14 protein-coding genes are annotated in these 14,393 nt (G+C 63.8%); 6 read left to right on the top strand and 8 right to left on the bottom strand.

The window, feature by feature from the left end; translation table 11 throughout:
- Window positions 1-260 precede the first annotated feature (260 nt).
- From J2X56_RS09275 to J2X56_RS09265, 3 genes are read right to left on the bottom strand one after another with little or no spacing between them, the layout of a single operon-like run.
- Entirely contained in the window at window positions 261-794 is a 534-nt protein-coding gene (locus J2X56_RS09275) for a TPM domain-containing protein (protein WP_134137461.1), read from the bottom strand.
- 1 nt (window position 795) lies between these two features.
- Complete coding sequence (locus J2X56_RS09270; protein ID WP_204725816.1) at window positions 796-1,656, bottom strand: YgcG family protein; 861 nt, start codon at window positions 1,654-1,656, stop codon at window positions 796-798.
- Window positions 1,657-1,677: 21 nt separating this feature from the next.
- Window positions 1,678-2,271 (bottom strand): LemA family protein, encoded by a 594-nt coding sequence (locus tag J2X56_RS09265; RefSeq protein WP_039784541.1) that lies wholly within the window; start codon window positions 2,269-2,271, stop codon window positions 1,678-1,680.
- 165 nt (window positions 2,272-2,436) lie between these two features.
- Between J2X56_RS09265 and pyrF the strand changes: the two genes are divergently transcribed.
- The gene (gene pyrF, locus J2X56_RS09260; protein WP_121045205.1) at window positions 2,437-3,255 is read left to right on the top strand and encodes an orotidine-5'-phosphate decarboxylase; all 819 of its coding nucleotides are present in this window, start codon (window positions 2,437-2,439) and stop codon (window positions 3,253-3,255) included.
- 73 nt (window positions 3,256-3,328) lie between these two features.
- On the opposite strand, the gene J2X56_RS09255 is transcribed toward pyrF, so the two are convergent.
- The 3 genes from J2X56_RS09255 to thiL form a co-directional block, all read right to left on the bottom strand.
- Entirely contained in the window at window positions 3,329-3,811 is a 483-nt protein-coding gene (locus J2X56_RS09255) for a CinA family protein (protein ID WP_088754874.1), read from the bottom strand.
- Between the two features lie 139 nt (window positions 3,812-3,950).
- Complete coding sequence (locus J2X56_RS09250; RefSeq protein WP_134137458.1) at window positions 3,951-4,496, bottom strand: phosphatidylglycerophosphatase A; 546 nt, start codon at window positions 4,494-4,496, stop codon at window positions 3,951-3,953.
- Window positions 4,493-5,458: a thiamine-phosphate kinase gene (gene thiL / locus J2X56_RS09245; RefSeq protein ID WP_134137457.1), complete on the bottom strand. Its 966-nt coding sequence runs from the start codon at window positions 5,456-5,458 to the stop codon at window positions 4,493-4,495. The genes J2X56_RS09250 and thiL overlap by 4 nt, the downstream gene beginning before the upstream one ends.
- Window positions 5,459-5,860: 402 nt before the next feature.
- Here thiL and J2X56_RS09240 point away from each other — a divergent pair, with 402 nt between their 5' ends.
- The 5 genes from J2X56_RS09240 to J2X56_RS09220 all read left to right on the top strand — a co-directional run bounded on the left by J2X56_RS09240 (window position 5,861) and on the right by J2X56_RS09220 (window position 13,243).
- Window positions 5,861-8,173, top strand: a complete 2,313-nt coding sequence (locus J2X56_RS09240) for an NADP-dependent malic enzyme (protein WP_121045199.1) — start codon at window positions 5,861-5,863, stop codon at window positions 8,171-8,173.
- A 57-nt stretch (window positions 8,174-8,230) separates the two neighbouring features.
- The gene (locus J2X56_RS09235) at window positions 8,231-8,422 is read left to right on the top strand and encodes a hypothetical protein (protein WP_310159768.1); all 192 of its coding nucleotides are present in this window, start codon (window positions 8,231-8,233) and stop codon (window positions 8,420-8,422) included.
- A 176-nt stretch (window positions 8,423-8,598) separates the two neighbouring features.
- The gene (locus J2X56_RS09230; RefSeq protein WP_134137455.1) at window positions 8,599-9,990 is read left to right on the top strand and encodes an MFS family transporter; all 1,392 of its coding nucleotides are present in this window, start codon (window positions 8,599-8,601) and stop codon (window positions 9,988-9,990) included.
- 108 nt (window positions 9,991-10,098) lie between these two features.
- Window positions 10,099-11,919 (top strand): ATP-binding protein, encoded by a 1,821-nt coding sequence (locus J2X56_RS09225; RefSeq protein WP_310159766.1) that lies wholly within the window; start codon window positions 10,099-10,101, stop codon window positions 11,917-11,919.
- Entirely contained in the window at window positions 11,912-13,243 is a 1,332-nt protein-coding gene (locus J2X56_RS09220; RefSeq protein WP_310159764.1) for a sigma-54 dependent transcriptional regulator, read from the top strand. The genes J2X56_RS09225 and J2X56_RS09220 overlap by 8 nt, the downstream gene beginning before the upstream one ends.
- 104 nt (window positions 13,244-13,347) lie before the next feature.
- Here J2X56_RS09220 and J2X56_RS09215 read toward each other — a convergent pair whose 3' ends face one another.
- Together J2X56_RS09215 and J2X56_RS09210 are read right to left on the bottom strand one after the other, a co-directional pair.
- Window positions 13,348-14,010 (bottom strand): DUF799 domain-containing protein, encoded by a 663-nt coding sequence (locus J2X56_RS09215; protein ID WP_034338319.1) that lies wholly within the window; start codon window positions 14,008-14,010, stop codon window positions 13,348-13,350.
- Entirely contained in the window at window positions 14,007-14,378 is a 372-nt protein-coding gene (locus tag J2X56_RS09210; RefSeq protein WP_121045189.1) for a DUF4810 domain-containing protein, read from the bottom strand. Before J2X56_RS09210 ends, J2X56_RS09215 begins: the two co-directional genes overlap by 4 nt.
- Between the last annotated feature and the right edge of the window lie 15 nt (window positions 14,379-14,393).

The following is a 14,393-nucleotide window of genomic DNA, read 5'->3' as shown; positions in this document are numbered from 1 at the left end:
CCCCTCCGCCGCCATCCCCGCCGCCGCAGTCGCCCCCGCTTCCTCCGTCAGAGCCACTGCCGGAGCTGCTGACGTCGCCGGCCCAGCCAGCGCCGTTGCTTGCAGGAACACCCGGTGAGCTATAGCGTGCCTTGGTGTAATAGGAGGGAGCGCGATAATGCACGGGTGGCTGCGGCCGGGGCATCACGCGGCGCATGATCATGCGCAGGAGCAGCAACAGTGCGGCAAGCGCCACCAGCCAGAACAGTATTTTCATGGCATCAAAGTAGCAAGGGTTTGTCCGAGAGTTCGTTGTGCAGCTCGTCGCGGCCCCCAGGGTCGCGCGGCAAGACCTTCGCCAGGATGGCGTGCAGGCTGGCGAGTGCCTGCAGTGTGCTGGCCTCGTATTGGCCGGCGGCATATCCGGCAGTCATCTGCTTGCACACCTGCTGCCATTGCTCCCGCGTGACGCGGGCGTTGATGCCGCGATCAGCCACGATCTCGACCTTGCGGTCGGCCAGGTTGAGATAGACCAGCACGCCGCAGTTTTCTTCGGTATCCCAGATGCGGTAATGCGAAAACAGCTCATGCGCGCGCTGCCGCGCGCTCTCGCCGCGCCGCACTGCGCCCAGCGTGAGCGCGGCTTCGACGATCACGCGCACTTGCGCGCGATGCTGCCGCTCACCTTCGCCGATGCTGGCCTGGATCGCCTTGAGGGTGGAAGAGGGAAAGATGCGCCGTGCCGCCGCACGCGTCATGCGCAAGTGGCGCAACATGCGCGCAAACAGGGAAGGGGATGCGTTGTTGTGCGCCATGTCACCAGTCTCCCGAGGCACCGCCGCCATCGAATGTGCCGCCACCGCCGGAGAAGCCGCCGCCGGATGATCCGCCAAATCCACCACCGAAGCCGCCGCCACCCGAACGCGAACCGCCCCGTCCGGAACTGGCCTGGCGCAAGGCCTCGTCGACCAGGCTGCCGATGATGACGCCGGCGGTCGTGCTGCCGCCGCGGCCCCAGTCATTGCTGTTGAGGGCATTGCGGCTGCTGCGGCGCGACTTGAGCAATACCGTGAAGAACACGACCAGGAACAGCCCGATCACCATCAGCGTGATCCATCCGCCGCCATCATCGGTCTGTACCGCACTGGACGAGCGCTTGGCCGGTGGCAGCTTTTCCTGTTCCAGCAAGGTGGTGATGGCCGTCACTCCCGCCGCCAGCCCGCCATAGAAATCGTTCTGGCGGAAATGCGGGGCGATCACGTCTTCCAGGATGCGTTTGGATTGCGCATCCGTGAGGCTGCCCTGTACCCCACGCCCTGCTTCGATGCGCAGGCGGCGCAGGGATTTGGGATTGTCCTTGGCGACGATCAGGATCACGCCGTCATCGACGCCCTTGCGGCCCAGCTTCCAGGCCTCGGCCACGCGGATGCTGTATTGCTCGATGGCTTCGGGCGCGGTGGAGGACATCAGCAACACGCCGATCTGGCTGCCGGTGCGCTGTTCGATCTCGGCCAGAACGCCTTCGAGGGCCTGGCGCTGCTGCGGCTGCAGCAGGTGGACCTGGTCGATCACGTGGGCCGATAGCGGCGGCACCGGCACCAGGCCGTCATCGGCACGGGCCGGGGCGGCCAGCGCGATCCACGCCAGCAGCCAGCAGGTCAGGAGCAGCTTGCGCATGGCCAATCTGGGCTCCTGTGCTTACTTGCCGAAGTTGACCGCGGGCGCGGTCGAGATGGCTTTTTCGTTTTCTACCGTGAACGAGGGTTTGACTTCATAGCTGAACAGCTTGGCCGTGATGTTGGTGGGGAAGCTGCGCGCCAGGATGTTGTAATCCTTCACAGCGGCAATATAGCGCTGGCGGGCTACGGTGATGCGGTTTTCGGTGCCTTCCAGCTGGGATTGCAGGTCGCGGAAGCTGGTGTCGGCCTTCAACTGCGGGTAGTTCTCGGAGACCGCCATCAGGCGCGACAGCGCCGACGACAATTGCCCCTGTACTTCCTGGAATTTGGCAAAGGCCTTGGGGTCGTTGAGCACTTCCGGGGTGATCTGGAAGCTGGTGGCCGCAGCGCGGGCGCGGGTGACGGCTTCCAGGGTGTCCTTCTCGTGCGAGGCATAGCCCTTTACGGTGTTGACCAGGTTCGGGATCAGGTCGGCGCGGCGCTGGTACTGGTTGACCACTTCGCCCCAAGCCGCCTTGGTGGCTTCATCCTTGGCCTGGAATTCGTTGTAGCCGCAGCCGGAGAGGGTGAGGGCCGTCATGGCAATGGCCAGCCAGGCGAAGAGTTTTTTCATGTTGTTTTCCTCGTAGCAAAAAGTGAAGCAAAGGGAGCGCATGAGACCATGCAAACCTCCTGAAGTGCCCGATGTTCCGTGAAAAACCCTGAACATCAGTCAAAAATCGAGGTCTGGACAGGCCGGCGCGCTACAATAGCGCATCTTTCAGTTAAAGGCATCACCGTGACATTCATCGAGAAACTCAACGCTGCGTGGACTTCGCGCAATTCCCTGCTGTGCGTCGGCCTGGACCCCGACCTCAAGAAATTCCCCGCCGAGCTGCAGGGCAAGCCGGACGCGATCTTCGAATTCTGCCGCGCCATCATCGATGCCACCGCCGAAGCCGCCTGTGCCTTCAAGCCGCAGATCGCCTATTTCGCTGCCCTCGGCGCGGAAGAGCAGCTGGAGCGCATCTGCGCCTACCTGCGCACGAACTACCCCGAGATCCCGCTGGTGCTCGATGCCAAGCGCGGCGACATCGGCGCCACTGCCGAGCAGTATGCCCGCGAAGCTTTCGAGCGCTATGACGCCGACGTCGTCACGGTCAGCCCCTACATGGGCTGGGACTCGGTCTCGCCCTATCTGGAATGGAAGGATCGCGGCGTGATCGTGCTGTGCCGCACCTCCAACGCCGGTGGTTCCGACCTGCAATTCCTGGAAGTCGATGGCAAGCCGCTGTACCAGCACGTGGCGCGCCTGGTGGCCGAGAAGTGGAATACCAATGGCCAGTGCGGCCTGGTGGTCGGTGCCACTTTCCCGCACGAACTGGCGCAGGTGCGCGCCATCATCGGCGACATGCCGCTGCTGGTGCCGGGCGTGGGTGCCCAGGGGGGCGACGTGCAAGCGACGGTCACCTCCGGCAAGACGGCCTCGGGCACGGGCATGATGATCAATTCTTCACGTGCCATCCTCTACGCCAAGCCGGAAGCCGGCGAAGATTTCGCCGCTGCGGCGCGCCGGGTGGCCATCCAGACGCGTGACGAGATCAACCGCTTCCGCTGATCCGCGCAAGCACAGATGAAGAAAAAGGCGGCGACTCCATGGGAGCGCCGCCTTTTTCTTCATGCGTGCCGCTTCAGTCTGCCAGAAGCTTCAGCAAGCCCTTGAGCGAATGTTCCACGGTCTGGGCCCGTACCTGCTGGCGGTCGCCCTTGAAGACCAGGCGTTCGGTATAGGTCTTGTCGCCCACGCGCCAGCCGAAGCAGACCGTGCCAACCGGCTTGCCCGGTACCGCACCGCCGGGGCCGGCGATGCCGGTGGTGGAGACGGCCACGTCCGAGCTGCTGTTGGCCACTGCCCCTTCGGCCATGGCACCGGCGATTTCCTCGCTGACTGCGCCATGCTGGGCGATCAGGGCTTCGGAAATATCCAGCAATTCGTTCTTGGAAGCATTCGAATAGGTCACGAAACCGCAATCGAACCATTCCGAGGATCCGGCGATTTCAGTGATGGCGTGGGCGATGCCGCCACCGGTACAGGATTCTGCAGTGGCCAGGAGCAGGCCTTTGGCTTTGAGGGTGTGGCCGACGCGGGTGGCCAGGTCCAGGGTGCTGTCCATGAGTGTCATCCTCGGCTGTGCCGCAGTCTGCCCAGGGTGGCGGGCGCGCTGCGGTCGGTTGATCAACGACGTGCGTGAACTAGCATACTCCGATGTCAGGAAATGTTGTATCGGACAAGCTCCGATTGTTCACTTCCCGTTACCAATAAGTGCGCCAAAACGCGAACACCAGCAAGGTGTAGAAGGCCGCCACGATGTCATCCCACATCACGCCGAAACCGCCCTTGAAGCGCCGGTCGAACCAGGCGATCGGGGGCGGCTTGACCATGTCGAAGAAGCGGAACACCACAAAAGCCGCGAACTGCGTCTTCAGGCTGGCCGGCATCACCAGCACCAGCACCAGCCAGAAGGCGATGATCTCATCCCACACCATGCTGCCGTCATCGGGCGAATTGAGCGCCTGCCCGGTACGATGGCAGGCCCAGATGCCGATGATGAACCCGGCCGCAATGATCGCCAGCCAGTTGGCCGCCGTGAAGACGTGCGGCCAGCGTGTCGACAGCACCACGTAGGACAGCCATGCGAAGAGCGTTCCGGCCGTGCCCGGCATGATGGGCGAGAGGCCGCTGCCGAAGCCCTGGGCGATCCAGTGGGCCGGATGCGCCAGCATGAAGTGCGGGGTCGGCTTGCGTTTGCGGGGAGAGGCCGAAGGCGGCGGCGGGAAGGGCGAAGAAGCTGGGTTCATGAACGGAAATGATCGAAGGAATCCGGTGTGTCCTGCAGCGGTTCACCAGCGGCATCCAGCAGCCGCAGACCGGCCTGCGCATCGATCTGGCCGATGCGGGTGACGGTGGTGCCGGCGGACTGGGCCGCCTTCAGGACCGCCTCGCGCTGGCGCGCCGGGGCAGTGAAGCAAAGTTCGTAATCGTCGCCACCGGACAAGGTAAAGCGGCGGCGCAGGTGCAGGTCGCGCTGCTGCAAGGCCGGGCCGGGCGGCAGGGCGTCCACGTCCAGCGTCGCCCCCACATGTGAACGATCGAGGATGTGGCCGAGGTCGCCCGCCAGGCCATCGGAGATGTCGATGGCGGCATGGGCTATGCCGCGCAGGGCCAGACCCAGCGCCACGCGCGGGGTAGGCGCATGCATGCGCGGGGCAGCCAGCTGCAGCGCTTCGCTGTTGATGTCGAATTCCTGGCGGTAGCCGGCCAGTGCCAGACGGGCATCGCCCAGCGTGCCGGAGACCCAGATGTCATCGCCCGCACGGGCAGCATCGCGGCGCAGCGCCTGTAACGGTGGCACTTCACCGAAGACCGTGATGCTGATGGTCAGCGGGCCCTTGGTGGTGTCGCCGCCGATGAGCTCGCAGCCATGGGCATCGGCCAGCGCCAGCATGCCTTGCGAGAACGGTGCCAGCCAGTCAGCGCGGGCTTCCGGCAAGGCCAGGGCCAGCGTGAAGGCGATCGGCTGCGCGCCCATGGCGGCCAGGTCGGAGAGATTGACGGCCAGGCACTTGTGGCCCAGCAGCAGGGGATCGGCATCCGGGAAGAAGTGGCGGCCTGCCACCAGCATGTCGCTGGAAATGGCCAGCTGCATCCCCGGGGCCGGTGTCATCAGCGCGCAGTCGTCACCCACACCCAAGGCCGTGCGGCTGTCAGGAGCGGGCGGGCGGCTGAAATAGCGCGCGATGAGTTCGAATTCGGAAAGCATGGCGCGATTGTAACCAATCCGTCACGGCTTCAGGCGCACAATATCCCGGCGACGACGCATGTTGCGATGCAGCGCAAATTGCCTTGATGTGGCGTTACGGCAGGACGCAAGTGAGGCGAGTGAAGGGATAGGGGTTTTCCCCAATACCGGATAGTCAAGGGCGGTGTCAGCCTCTCGTACGGGAAATCAAGCTGCGCGCAACTGCGCACATCAGGCGACAACTGGTCGTCATCTGGCTCCGGAAAGGCCATGTTCGCGGTCATCACGGGTTTGGGGTGACAGGCCGCAAAGCCAGTCCGGAAAAGGCTTTGCGCGGAGCAGCATGAGCCCGGCGGCCTATGATTGAAGGCCGACCTCTGCTAGAATCGACCCCCTTCGCAAGTCAACTAGAGAATACAGAGTATGGATTCGATGATCAGTAAGAAAGAAGAAGTGCGTCAGCAACTTCGTCAGGCAGCGCTGGATTACCATGAGTTTCCGACCCCGGGCAAGATCGCGGTCACGCCCACCAAGCTGCTGACCAACCAGCGTGATCTCTCCCTCGCGTATTCTCCGGGCGTGGCGGCGGCCTGCGAAGAAATCGTCGCCGACCCGCTCAACGCCTTCCGCTACACCGCCCGTGGCAACCTGGTGGCCGTGATCACCAACGGTACCGCCGTGCTGGGACTGGGCAACATCGGTGCGCTGGCGTCCAAGCCGGTCATGGAAGGCAAGGGCGTGCTGTTCAAGAAGTTCGCCGGCATCGACGTCTTCGACATCGAAATCAATGAAACCGACCCGGACAAGCTGATCGACGTCATCGCGGCCCTGGAGCCGACCTTCGGCGGCATCAACCTGGAAGACATCAAGGCGCCGGAATGCTTCTACATCGAGCGCAAGCTGCGCGAGAAGATGAAGATCCCGGTCTTCCACGATGACCAGCACGGTACCGCCATCATCGTCGGCGCGGCCATCCTGAACGGCCTGAAGGTCGTCAACAAGGACATCAAGAACGTCAAGCTGGTGGTCTCCGGCGCGGGCGCGGCTGCGCTGGCCTGCCTGGACCTGATCGTCGACCTCGGCTTCCCGATCGAAAACATCTTCGTCACCGACCTGGCCGGCGTGGTCTACAAGGGCCGCAAGGAACTGATGGACCCGGACAAGGAACGTTTCGCCCGCGAAACCGACGCCCGCACCCTGGCCGAAGTGATCCCGGAGGCCGACATCTTCCTGGGCCTGTCCGCCGCCGGCGTGTTGAAACCCGAGATGGTCAAGCAGATGGCGGCCCGTCCGCTGGTGCTGGCACTGGCCAACCCGACTCCGGAAATCCTGCCGGAAGAAGTGATGGCCGTGCGTGACGACGCCATCATCGCCACCGGCCGTTCGGATTATCCGAACCAGGTCAACAACGTGCTGTGCTTCCCCTACATCTTCCGCGGCGCGCTCGATTCGGGTGCCACCACCATTACCCGCGAGATGGAGATCGCCACCGTCCACGCCATCGCCGAACTGGCCCAGGCCGAGCAGTCCGATATCGTGGCCTCGACCTATGGCATCGCCAACCTGTCCTTCGGCCCGGAATACATCATTCCCAAGCCCTTCGACCCGCGCCTGATGATCAAGATCGCGCCGGCCGTGGCGCGTGCAGCCGAAAGCTCCGGCGTGGCGGCCCGTCCGATCCAGGACATGGATGCCTACATCGAGAAGCTGGAACAGTTCGTCTACCACAGCGGTACCTTCATGCGCCCGATCTTCCAGGTCGCCAAGAAGGCCGCCGAGGCCAAGAAGCGCATCGTCTACGCCGAAGGTGAAGAAGAGCGCGTGCTGCGTGCGGTCCAGGTGATCGTCGATGAAAACCTGGCCAAGCCCATCCTGGTGGGCCGTCCGGAAGTGCTGGAACAGCGCATCAAGAAGTTCGGCCTGCGCCTGCGTGCCGGCACCGACTTCGAGGTCATCAACCCCAACTTCGACAACCGCTACCGCGATTACTGGCAGAGCTTCCTGGAGATGTCGCGCCGCAAGGGTGTCACCGAGCAGTACGCCAAGCTGGAAATGCGCCGCCGCCATACCCTGATCGGCTCCATGGCCATCCACAAGGGCGATGCCGACGGCATGATCTGCGGCACCTACGGCACCACCCAGCTGCACCTGCACTACATCGACCAGGTGCTGGGCAAGCGTGAAGGCGTGAACGTTTATGCCGCGATGAATGCGGTGATCCTGCCCAATCGCCAGCTGGTGATGGTGGACACCCACGTCAACGAAAACCCCAACGCCCGCGAGCTGGCCGAGATCACCATGCTGGCCGCGGAGGAAATGCGCCGTTTCGGCCTGCATCCGCGTGCTGCACTGCTGTCGCATTCGAACTTCGGTTCCAGCAACAGCGAATCGGCCCGCAAGATGCGCGAAGCCTTGGCCATCCTGCGCGAGATCGCGCCGGACCTGGAAGTCGATGGCGAAATGCACGGCGATACCGCGCTCGATTCCAAGCTCTTGAATGCGGTGATTCCGGATTCGCCGCTGAAGGGTGACGCCAACTTGCTGGTCATGCCCAACATCGATGCCGCCAACATCGCCTACAACCTGCTCAAGACTGCATCGGGCAACGGTGTGGCCATTGGCCCGATCCTGCTGGGTTGCGCCAAGCCGGTGCATATCCTGACCCCGTCGGCGACCGTGCGCCGCATCATCAACATGACGGCCCTGTGCGTCATGGATGCCTTGTCCGAACGCTGATCGCAGCCTCGGTCGGATCGCAAGACTGTAAAGACCGCAAGACCTTGAAAACGGCGCATGTCGAAAGACATGCGCCGTTTTTTCATTGCGCGCGTGGCTGGATTCCCGGACATGCCGCGCAGCAGCATTCCGGGAATCCGCACCGGGTTGGCGGGTTCTTTTTGGGTGATTTTGATAAAACCCTTTGCAATCAATGGATTGCGATATCGCTGCCCAGCTTTTCGTGCTGGCACGAAGCCTGCAATATGAACATCAAAACAAAAAAGCAAACACGGAGACAGACACCTGATGCGCTCATGCATCGTCTTCACGCGCCTGGTCCCGCTGGCCTCTGCGTTATGCCTTGTTCCGGTTCAATCAAAGCAAGATGACCCGCCGCACGTCGCGTCCATCGGACGGGCCTGTGGCCATAACAGGAGATCTCCATGAGTGTCACCCCGCAAAGCAGCGCGCCCAGCACCACCAGCACGCCCTTGAGCGCCACCGAATACCGCAAGCGTATCTTCGCCATCCTTGGCGCCTCCTCCGGCAATCTGGTGGAATGGTTCGACTTCTACGTCTATTCCTTCTGTGCGATCTACTTCGCGCCGGCCTTCTTCCCCAAGGGCGACCCCACCAGCCAGTTGCTGAACACGGCGGGCGTGTTTGCCGCCGGTTTCCTGATGCGTCCCATCGGTGGCTGGCTGTTTGGCCGCATCGCCGACAAGCACGGCCGCAAGACCTCCATGCTGATCTCGGTGCTGATGATGTGCGGCGGCTCGCTGGCCGTGGCCGTGCTGCCGACCTATGCCACCATCGGTGCCTGGGCACCGGCGCTGCTGTTGCTGGCGCGCCTGTTCCAGGGCCTGTCGGTGGGCGGTGAATATGGCACCTCGGCCACCTACATGAGTGAAGTGGCGCCCAATGGCCGCCGTGGCTTCTTCGCCTCCTTCCAGTACGTGACCCTGATCGGCGGCCAGTTGCTGGCCGTGCTGGTGCTGTTCGCCATGCAGCAGTGGCTGACCAAGGCCGAGCTGATGGCCTGGGGCTGGCGCATTCCCTTCGTGCTGGGCGCGGTCGGTGCGCTGGTGGCGATGTACCTGCGCAGCTCGCTGGCCGAGACCTCCTCGGCCGGTGCCCGCAAGAAGAAAGAGGCCGGTACCCTCAAGGGCTTGCTGCAGCACAAGCGCGCCTTCCTGAACGTGGTGGGCTTCACCGCCGGCGGCTCGCTGATGTTCTACACCTTCACCACCTACATGCAGAAGTACCTGGTCAACACCGCCGGCATGGACCCCAAGGTCGCCAACGGCGTCATGACCGGCGCGCTGTTCGTCTACATGATCCTGCAACCGATCTTCGGTGCCATCTCCGACAAGATTGGCCGCCGCAACTCCATGCTGTGCTTCGCCTTCTTCGGCATGGTCGGCACCTTTCCGATCCTGCACTTCCTCAAGGACGTTTCCAGCCCCGGCGTGGCCATGGCCCTGGCCATCCTGGCCCTGACCATCGTCAGCTTCTACACCTCCATCAGCGGCCTGATCAAGGCCGAGATGTTCCCGCCTGAAGTGCGTGCGCTGGGCGTGGGCCTGTCGTATGCGGTTGGTAACGCCATCTTCGGTGGTTCGGCTGAATTCGTGGCGCTGTCGCTGAAGTCGGCGGGCGTGGAATCGGCCTTCTACTGGTACGTGAGCGCACTGTGCCTGGTGGCGCTGATCATCAGCCTGCGCATGCCGGATCCGCAACGTGACGGCCACCTCAAGGGCGATGTCGCCATGAATCCGGATGACGAGCACGGCGAGGCCGATGCCGCTGCCGGCAAGCTGCACAAGCCGGCCTGATCGGTCCTGGTCCGCGCGCGGCTGCCTGCGGTGGCGCGCGGCGCGTTATCATGACGCCTCCAACGCGGCGCCCTGCGGGGCGCCGCGCTGCTTTTGACCCTATCCTTCATGCGCGCGCGACGAAACCTGCTGATCCTGACCCTGTTCCTGGCGGCCACCTTGCTGGTCTGCGGGCTGACCTATCGCATCGCGCTGGGGCGCGCCGAGAGCGATCAGCAGAATCAGGCCGCCGCGCAATTGCAGATCGCCGCGCTGGACCTGGAATCGATCCTGCAGAAATATGAAGCTTTGCCCTTTGCCCTGGGCTTCCAGTCCGATGTGCGGCAGGTCTTGCAGCATCCCGAGGATGCGCTGTCGGTGGATCGGCTCAATCGCGCGTTCAAGACCATCCAGCAGCAGTCGCGCGCGGTCAATATCTTCATGCTTAACCGCGATGGGGTCACGCTGGCTTCCAGCAACTGGGATGAAGAATTCAGTTACGTCGGCCGCGACTTCGGTTTTCGTCCTTACTTCCGCGAAGCCATCCAGGGCAGGGCGGGGCGCTTCTACGGCATCGGCAACATCTCCAGCGAGCCGGGCTATTTCATCGCCCAGCCCATCTATCGCCGCCAGGACCAGGCCGAAGGCGACCTGCCCATCGGGGTGATGGTGGTCAAGGTCGACCTGGCCGAGTTCGAACATACCTGGCGCAGCAGCAGCGATCCGATCACGCTCACCGATGCCGGCGGCGTGGTGTTCCTCAGCAACCGGCCCGAATGGAAGTACCACAGCCTGCAAGCCCTGAGCGCGCCGGTGCAGCGTGAGCTGGAGGGAACCCATCAGTATGCGGACCTGCCCATCACGCCGGTCTCGACCTTGCCGCCGACCTTGCAGCGCGGCTTCGGTACGCATGTATCGCGGCCGGTGGGGCGGCTGGGATGGCAGTTGATGCTGTTTCCCTCGCAGGCGCGCATGCAGCGTTCGGCCATGCTCTCGGCTATGGCGGCCGCGCTCTTCATGGTGGCGCTGGCCATCTCGCTGCTGGCCTGGTACCAGCACCGGCGCCGCCTGCAGGAGCGGCTGGCCTCGCGCAACGCCTTGCGCCGCGCCGCCGAGGAACTGGACCAGAAGATCGCCCAGCGCACCCAGGAACTGACTGCGGCCAACCAGGCCATCGCCGCCAAGTACGCCAAGCTGCAGCAGACCGAGAGCCTGTTGCGCACCACCCAGGACGAACTGGTGCAGGCTGGCAAACTGGCCATGCTGGGCCAGATGGCCGCCGGGATGACGCATGAACTGAACCAGCCGCTGGCCGCCATCCGCGCCTTCGCCGACAACTCGGTGAAGTTTCTGGCACGCGGCCAGAACGCGCAGGTGGCCGAGAACCTGGAACACATCAGCCACGCCAGTGCCAGCATGGGCAAGATCATCGGCCAACTGAAGGGGTTTGCACGCAAGAGCGGGCAAGCCGTGGCGGCCGTCGACTTGCGCCACGCGGTGGAGGCATCGCTACGGCTGCTGTCCAGCGACTTCGAGAAGCAAGAGGTCGAGACGCACATCGCCATGCCGCTGGCTGTGCATGTGACCGGCGACGCCGTGCGCACCGAGCAGGTCATCGTCAATCTCTTGCGCAATGCGCTCGATGCGGTGGAAGAAGCGCCTCGCAAGTGCGTCTGCGTGATCCTGGAGGTCGACGCAGAGCGCCAGCAGGCCGTGCTGCGGATCCGCGATTCCGGTGCCGGCATCGCTGATGAGGTAGTGCCGCACCTGTTCGAGCCTTTCTTCACGACCAAGTCGTCGAGCAAGGGGTTGGGACTGGGGCTGGCGATTTCCTCGTCCATCGTCCAGGCCATGAACGGCCAGTTGAGCGCACATAATCATGAACAGGGCGGCGCTGAATTCGTGGTGCGCCTGCCGCTGTTGAAGACGGAGAATGAATCTGATGGATAACCCCGCCGCTGCCCCCAGCGCCTTGCTGATCGAAGATGAACAGGCGGTGCGCCGCGCCACGGCCCAGGCCCTGGAGCTGGAAGGTTTTACGGTGACCGCCTGCGCCAGTGCCGAAGAGGCCCTGCCGCTGCTGACCCGGGATTTCCCCGGCGTACTGGTGACCGACGTGCGCCTGCCGGGCTGGTCGGGTTTGCAGGTGCTGGCCCATGTCATGCGCATCGATCCGGATTTGCCGGTGATCGTGGTCACCGGCCATGGCGATGTCAGCATGGCGGTCGAGGCGATGCGCGCCGGGGCCTATGACTTCGTGGAAAAACCGTTCGGCTCGGACAGCCTGCTGGAGATCGCCCTGCGGGCCCAGGAGAAGCGCAGCCTGGTGCTGGAGAACCGTCGCCTGCGCGAAGCCTGGGCACATGATCCCGAACTGCCGCCGCTGGTGGGCCAGTCACCGGCCATCGAGCGGGTGCGCACGCTGATCCGCAGCCTGGGGCCGGCCGACGTGGATGTGCTCATCAATGGCCAGACCGGCAGCGGCAAGGAAGTGGTGGCGCGCCAGCTGCACGCCGCCAGTGGCCGCAAGGGGCCGTTCGTGGCCCTGAACTGCGGGGCCTTGCCGGAGACGGTGTTCGAGAGCGAGATCTTCGGCCATGAAGCGGGGGCCTTTACCGGTGCCCAGAAGCGCCGCATCGGCAAGCTGGAATATGCCAACGGCGGCACGCTGTTCCTGGATGAAATCGAAAGCATGCCGCTGGCCCTGCAGGTCAAGCTGTTGCGCGTGCTGCAGGAACGCCGTCTGGAGCGGCTGGGAGGCAATGAATCGGTGGCCATCGACTGCCGGGTGGTAGCGGCCAGCAAGGCCGATCTGCTCAAGCTGTCGGCCGAGGGGCAGTTCCGCGAAGACCTGTATTACCGTATCGGTGTGGTTTCCATCGACCTGCCGGCGCTGAACCAGCGCAGCAGCGACATCCCGCTCCTGCTGGCGCATTTCTGCCAGGCCGCAGCGGTGCGCTACCGGCGCGAGGTGCCGTCGTGGACGGCGGCGCAGATGCAGCAGTGGCAGCAGCGCGACTGGCCGGGCAATGTGCGCGAGCTGCGCAATTTCGCCGACCGCTGGGTGTTGGGTGTGGAGCAGATGGCTACCGCTGGTGTACTGCCATCGCCGGCGCTATCGTTGCCGGAGCAGGTGGAGCAGTTCGAGGCCGGGCTGATCGCCGCCGCGCTCAAGGACAGCGAGGGCAGCGTGGCGCAGGCGGCCGAGCGGCTGGGCATTCCGAAGAAGACGCTCTACGACAAGATCCGCAAATATCAGTTGGCCGGGTCTTGACTGCCCTGTGTGCAGATGAAAAAACGCCGCTGCGGTGAGGATCCGCAGCGGCGTTGTGCTGTTCAGCAGAGCTTGCGACGCAAGCATTGCGAGCAGGGGCCTGCTCAGTCCTTCTGGTATTGCGGCGAACGCGGGCCATACAGCAGGCCGTTGTTGCCACCGGCACGCAGCAGGCGGTTGCTGGTCACGCTGGCCATCTTGTAGCTGGCGTCGGTGGTGGTGCTGATGATCTGGTTGACCACGGCCGAGAGCAGTACACCCAGCAGACCATTGTTCTGGTTCTGACGACCTTCCGCACTGGAAGCGCTGGCCGAACCCTGCCACAGGGTCTTGCCGGAACGCAGGTCGACCAGTTTGGCCTCAGCCGACACCACCGTATCGCTCTGCACCACCTTGTAGGAGGTGCCATAGTCGGTGATGTTGATGTAGAGCCCGGCGTCGGCACCGAAGATCTCGCGCAGCTTCTTGACCGGCACCTCGTGAATGTCGGCCGCGTTGGCCAGGCCGTTCTGCTTGAAGGTCTCGCTGGCCAGCGAGACCGGGATCACGTAGTAGCCCGATTCGGCCAGCGGCTGGGTGGCCTGCGCCAGCATGCCGTAAGGGGCGATGACTTCGGAAGAACTGTTCATCGGCGGCAATACCAGAATCGAGGCCGGACGCGCCGCCTTGAACTCGGCATAGTCATACGGCTTTTGCTTGGTGGCGCAGCCCGAAGCCAGCAATGCCAGCAGTACGGCGCCAAGCGCCTTGAATTTGTTCAGCATCATTTGCTCAATCCCTTCTTGTAGTTGCGCATCAGGAAGTCCATGTAAGGCGCCGATTCCGGGAACAGCGTCTTCTCGGTCTGCAGCTCCTGGATCAGCTGGTCTTCCTTGCCGATGGCGGCGTACAGCATGCCCAGGTGGGCGTGGTAGCCGGGGGGCACGGCGTCGTTGTTGGCGCGCATCTTCTGCAGGTTCTCTTCAAGCGCGGCGATTTCGGCGGCATTGCCGTTGCCTTCGGTCTTGAAGTGTTCGTACAGCTGGTCCTGGTAATTGCCCCAGCCATAGAGGGATTTCTGCTGGTGATTGGCGCAGCCGGAGAGGGCCAGCGCCAGGCCGAGGGCGAACCCGGCAGCGAGTTTCTTGTTCATCATGGTCGGTCTCTTGCG

The organism is Herbaspirillum sp. 1173 (assembly GCF_031455335.1).
GTDB lineage: Bacteria > Pseudomonadota > Gammaproteobacteria > Burkholderiales > Burkholderiaceae_D > Herbaspirillum > Herbaspirillum huttiense.
This window is presented reverse-complemented; position numbering and strand designations above follow the sequence as displayed.

What these genes read in the sequence shown, in the direction of transcription:
- J2X56_RS09220 (WP_310159764.1), top strand. Translation starts at nt 11,912, where the DNA reads ATGGATAACCCCGCCGCTGCCCCCAGCGCCTTGCTGATCGAAGATGAA.
- J2X56_RS09255 (WP_088754874.1), bottom strand. Translation starts at nt 3,811, where the DNA reads ATGGACAGCACCCTGGACCTGGCCACCCGCGTCGGCCACACCCTCAAA.
- J2X56_RS09210 (WP_121045189.1), bottom strand. Translation starts at nt 14,378, where the DNA reads ATGATGAACAAGAAACTCGCTGCCGGGTTCGCCCTCGGCCTGGCGCTG.
- J2X56_RS09230 (WP_134137455.1), top strand. Translation starts at nt 8,599, where the DNA reads ATGAGTGTCACCCCGCAAAGCAGCGCGCCCAGCACCACCAGCACGCCC.
- J2X56_RS09225 (WP_310159766.1), top strand. Translation starts at nt 10,099, where the DNA reads ATGCGCGCGCGACGAAACCTGCTGATCCTGACCCTGTTCCTGGCGGCC.
- J2X56_RS09270 (WP_204725816.1), bottom strand. Translation starts at nt 1,656, where the DNA reads ATGCGCAAGCTGCTCCTGACCTGCTGGCTGCTGGCGTGGATCGCGCTG.
- thiL (WP_134137457.1), bottom strand. Translation starts at nt 5,458, where the DNA reads ATGCTTTCCGAATTCGAACTCATCGCGCGCTATTTCAGCCGCCCGCCC.
- J2X56_RS09215 (WP_034338319.1), bottom strand. Translation starts at nt 14,010, where the DNA reads ATGATGCTGAACAAATTCAAGGCGCTTGGCGCCGTACTGCTGGCATTG.
- J2X56_RS09240 (WP_121045199.1), top strand. Translation starts at nt 5,861, where the DNA reads ATGGATTCGATGATCAGTAAGAAAGAAGAAGTGCGTCAGCAACTTCGT.
- J2X56_RS09235 (WP_310159768.1), top strand. Translation starts at nt 8,231, where the DNA reads ATGTCGAAAGACATGCGCCGTTTTTTCATTGCGCGCGTGGCTGGATTC.
- J2X56_RS09275 (WP_134137461.1), bottom strand. Translation starts at nt 794, where the DNA reads ATGGCGCACAACAACGCATCCCCTTCCCTGTTTGCGCGCATGTTGCGC.
- J2X56_RS09265 (WP_039784541.1), bottom strand. Translation starts at nt 2,271, where the DNA reads ATGAAAAAACTCTTCGCCTGGCTGGCCATTGCCATGACGGCCCTCACC.
- J2X56_RS09250 (WP_134137458.1), bottom strand. Translation starts at nt 4,496, where the DNA reads ATGAACCCAGCTTCTTCGCCCTTCCCGCCGCCGCCTTCGGCCTCTCCC.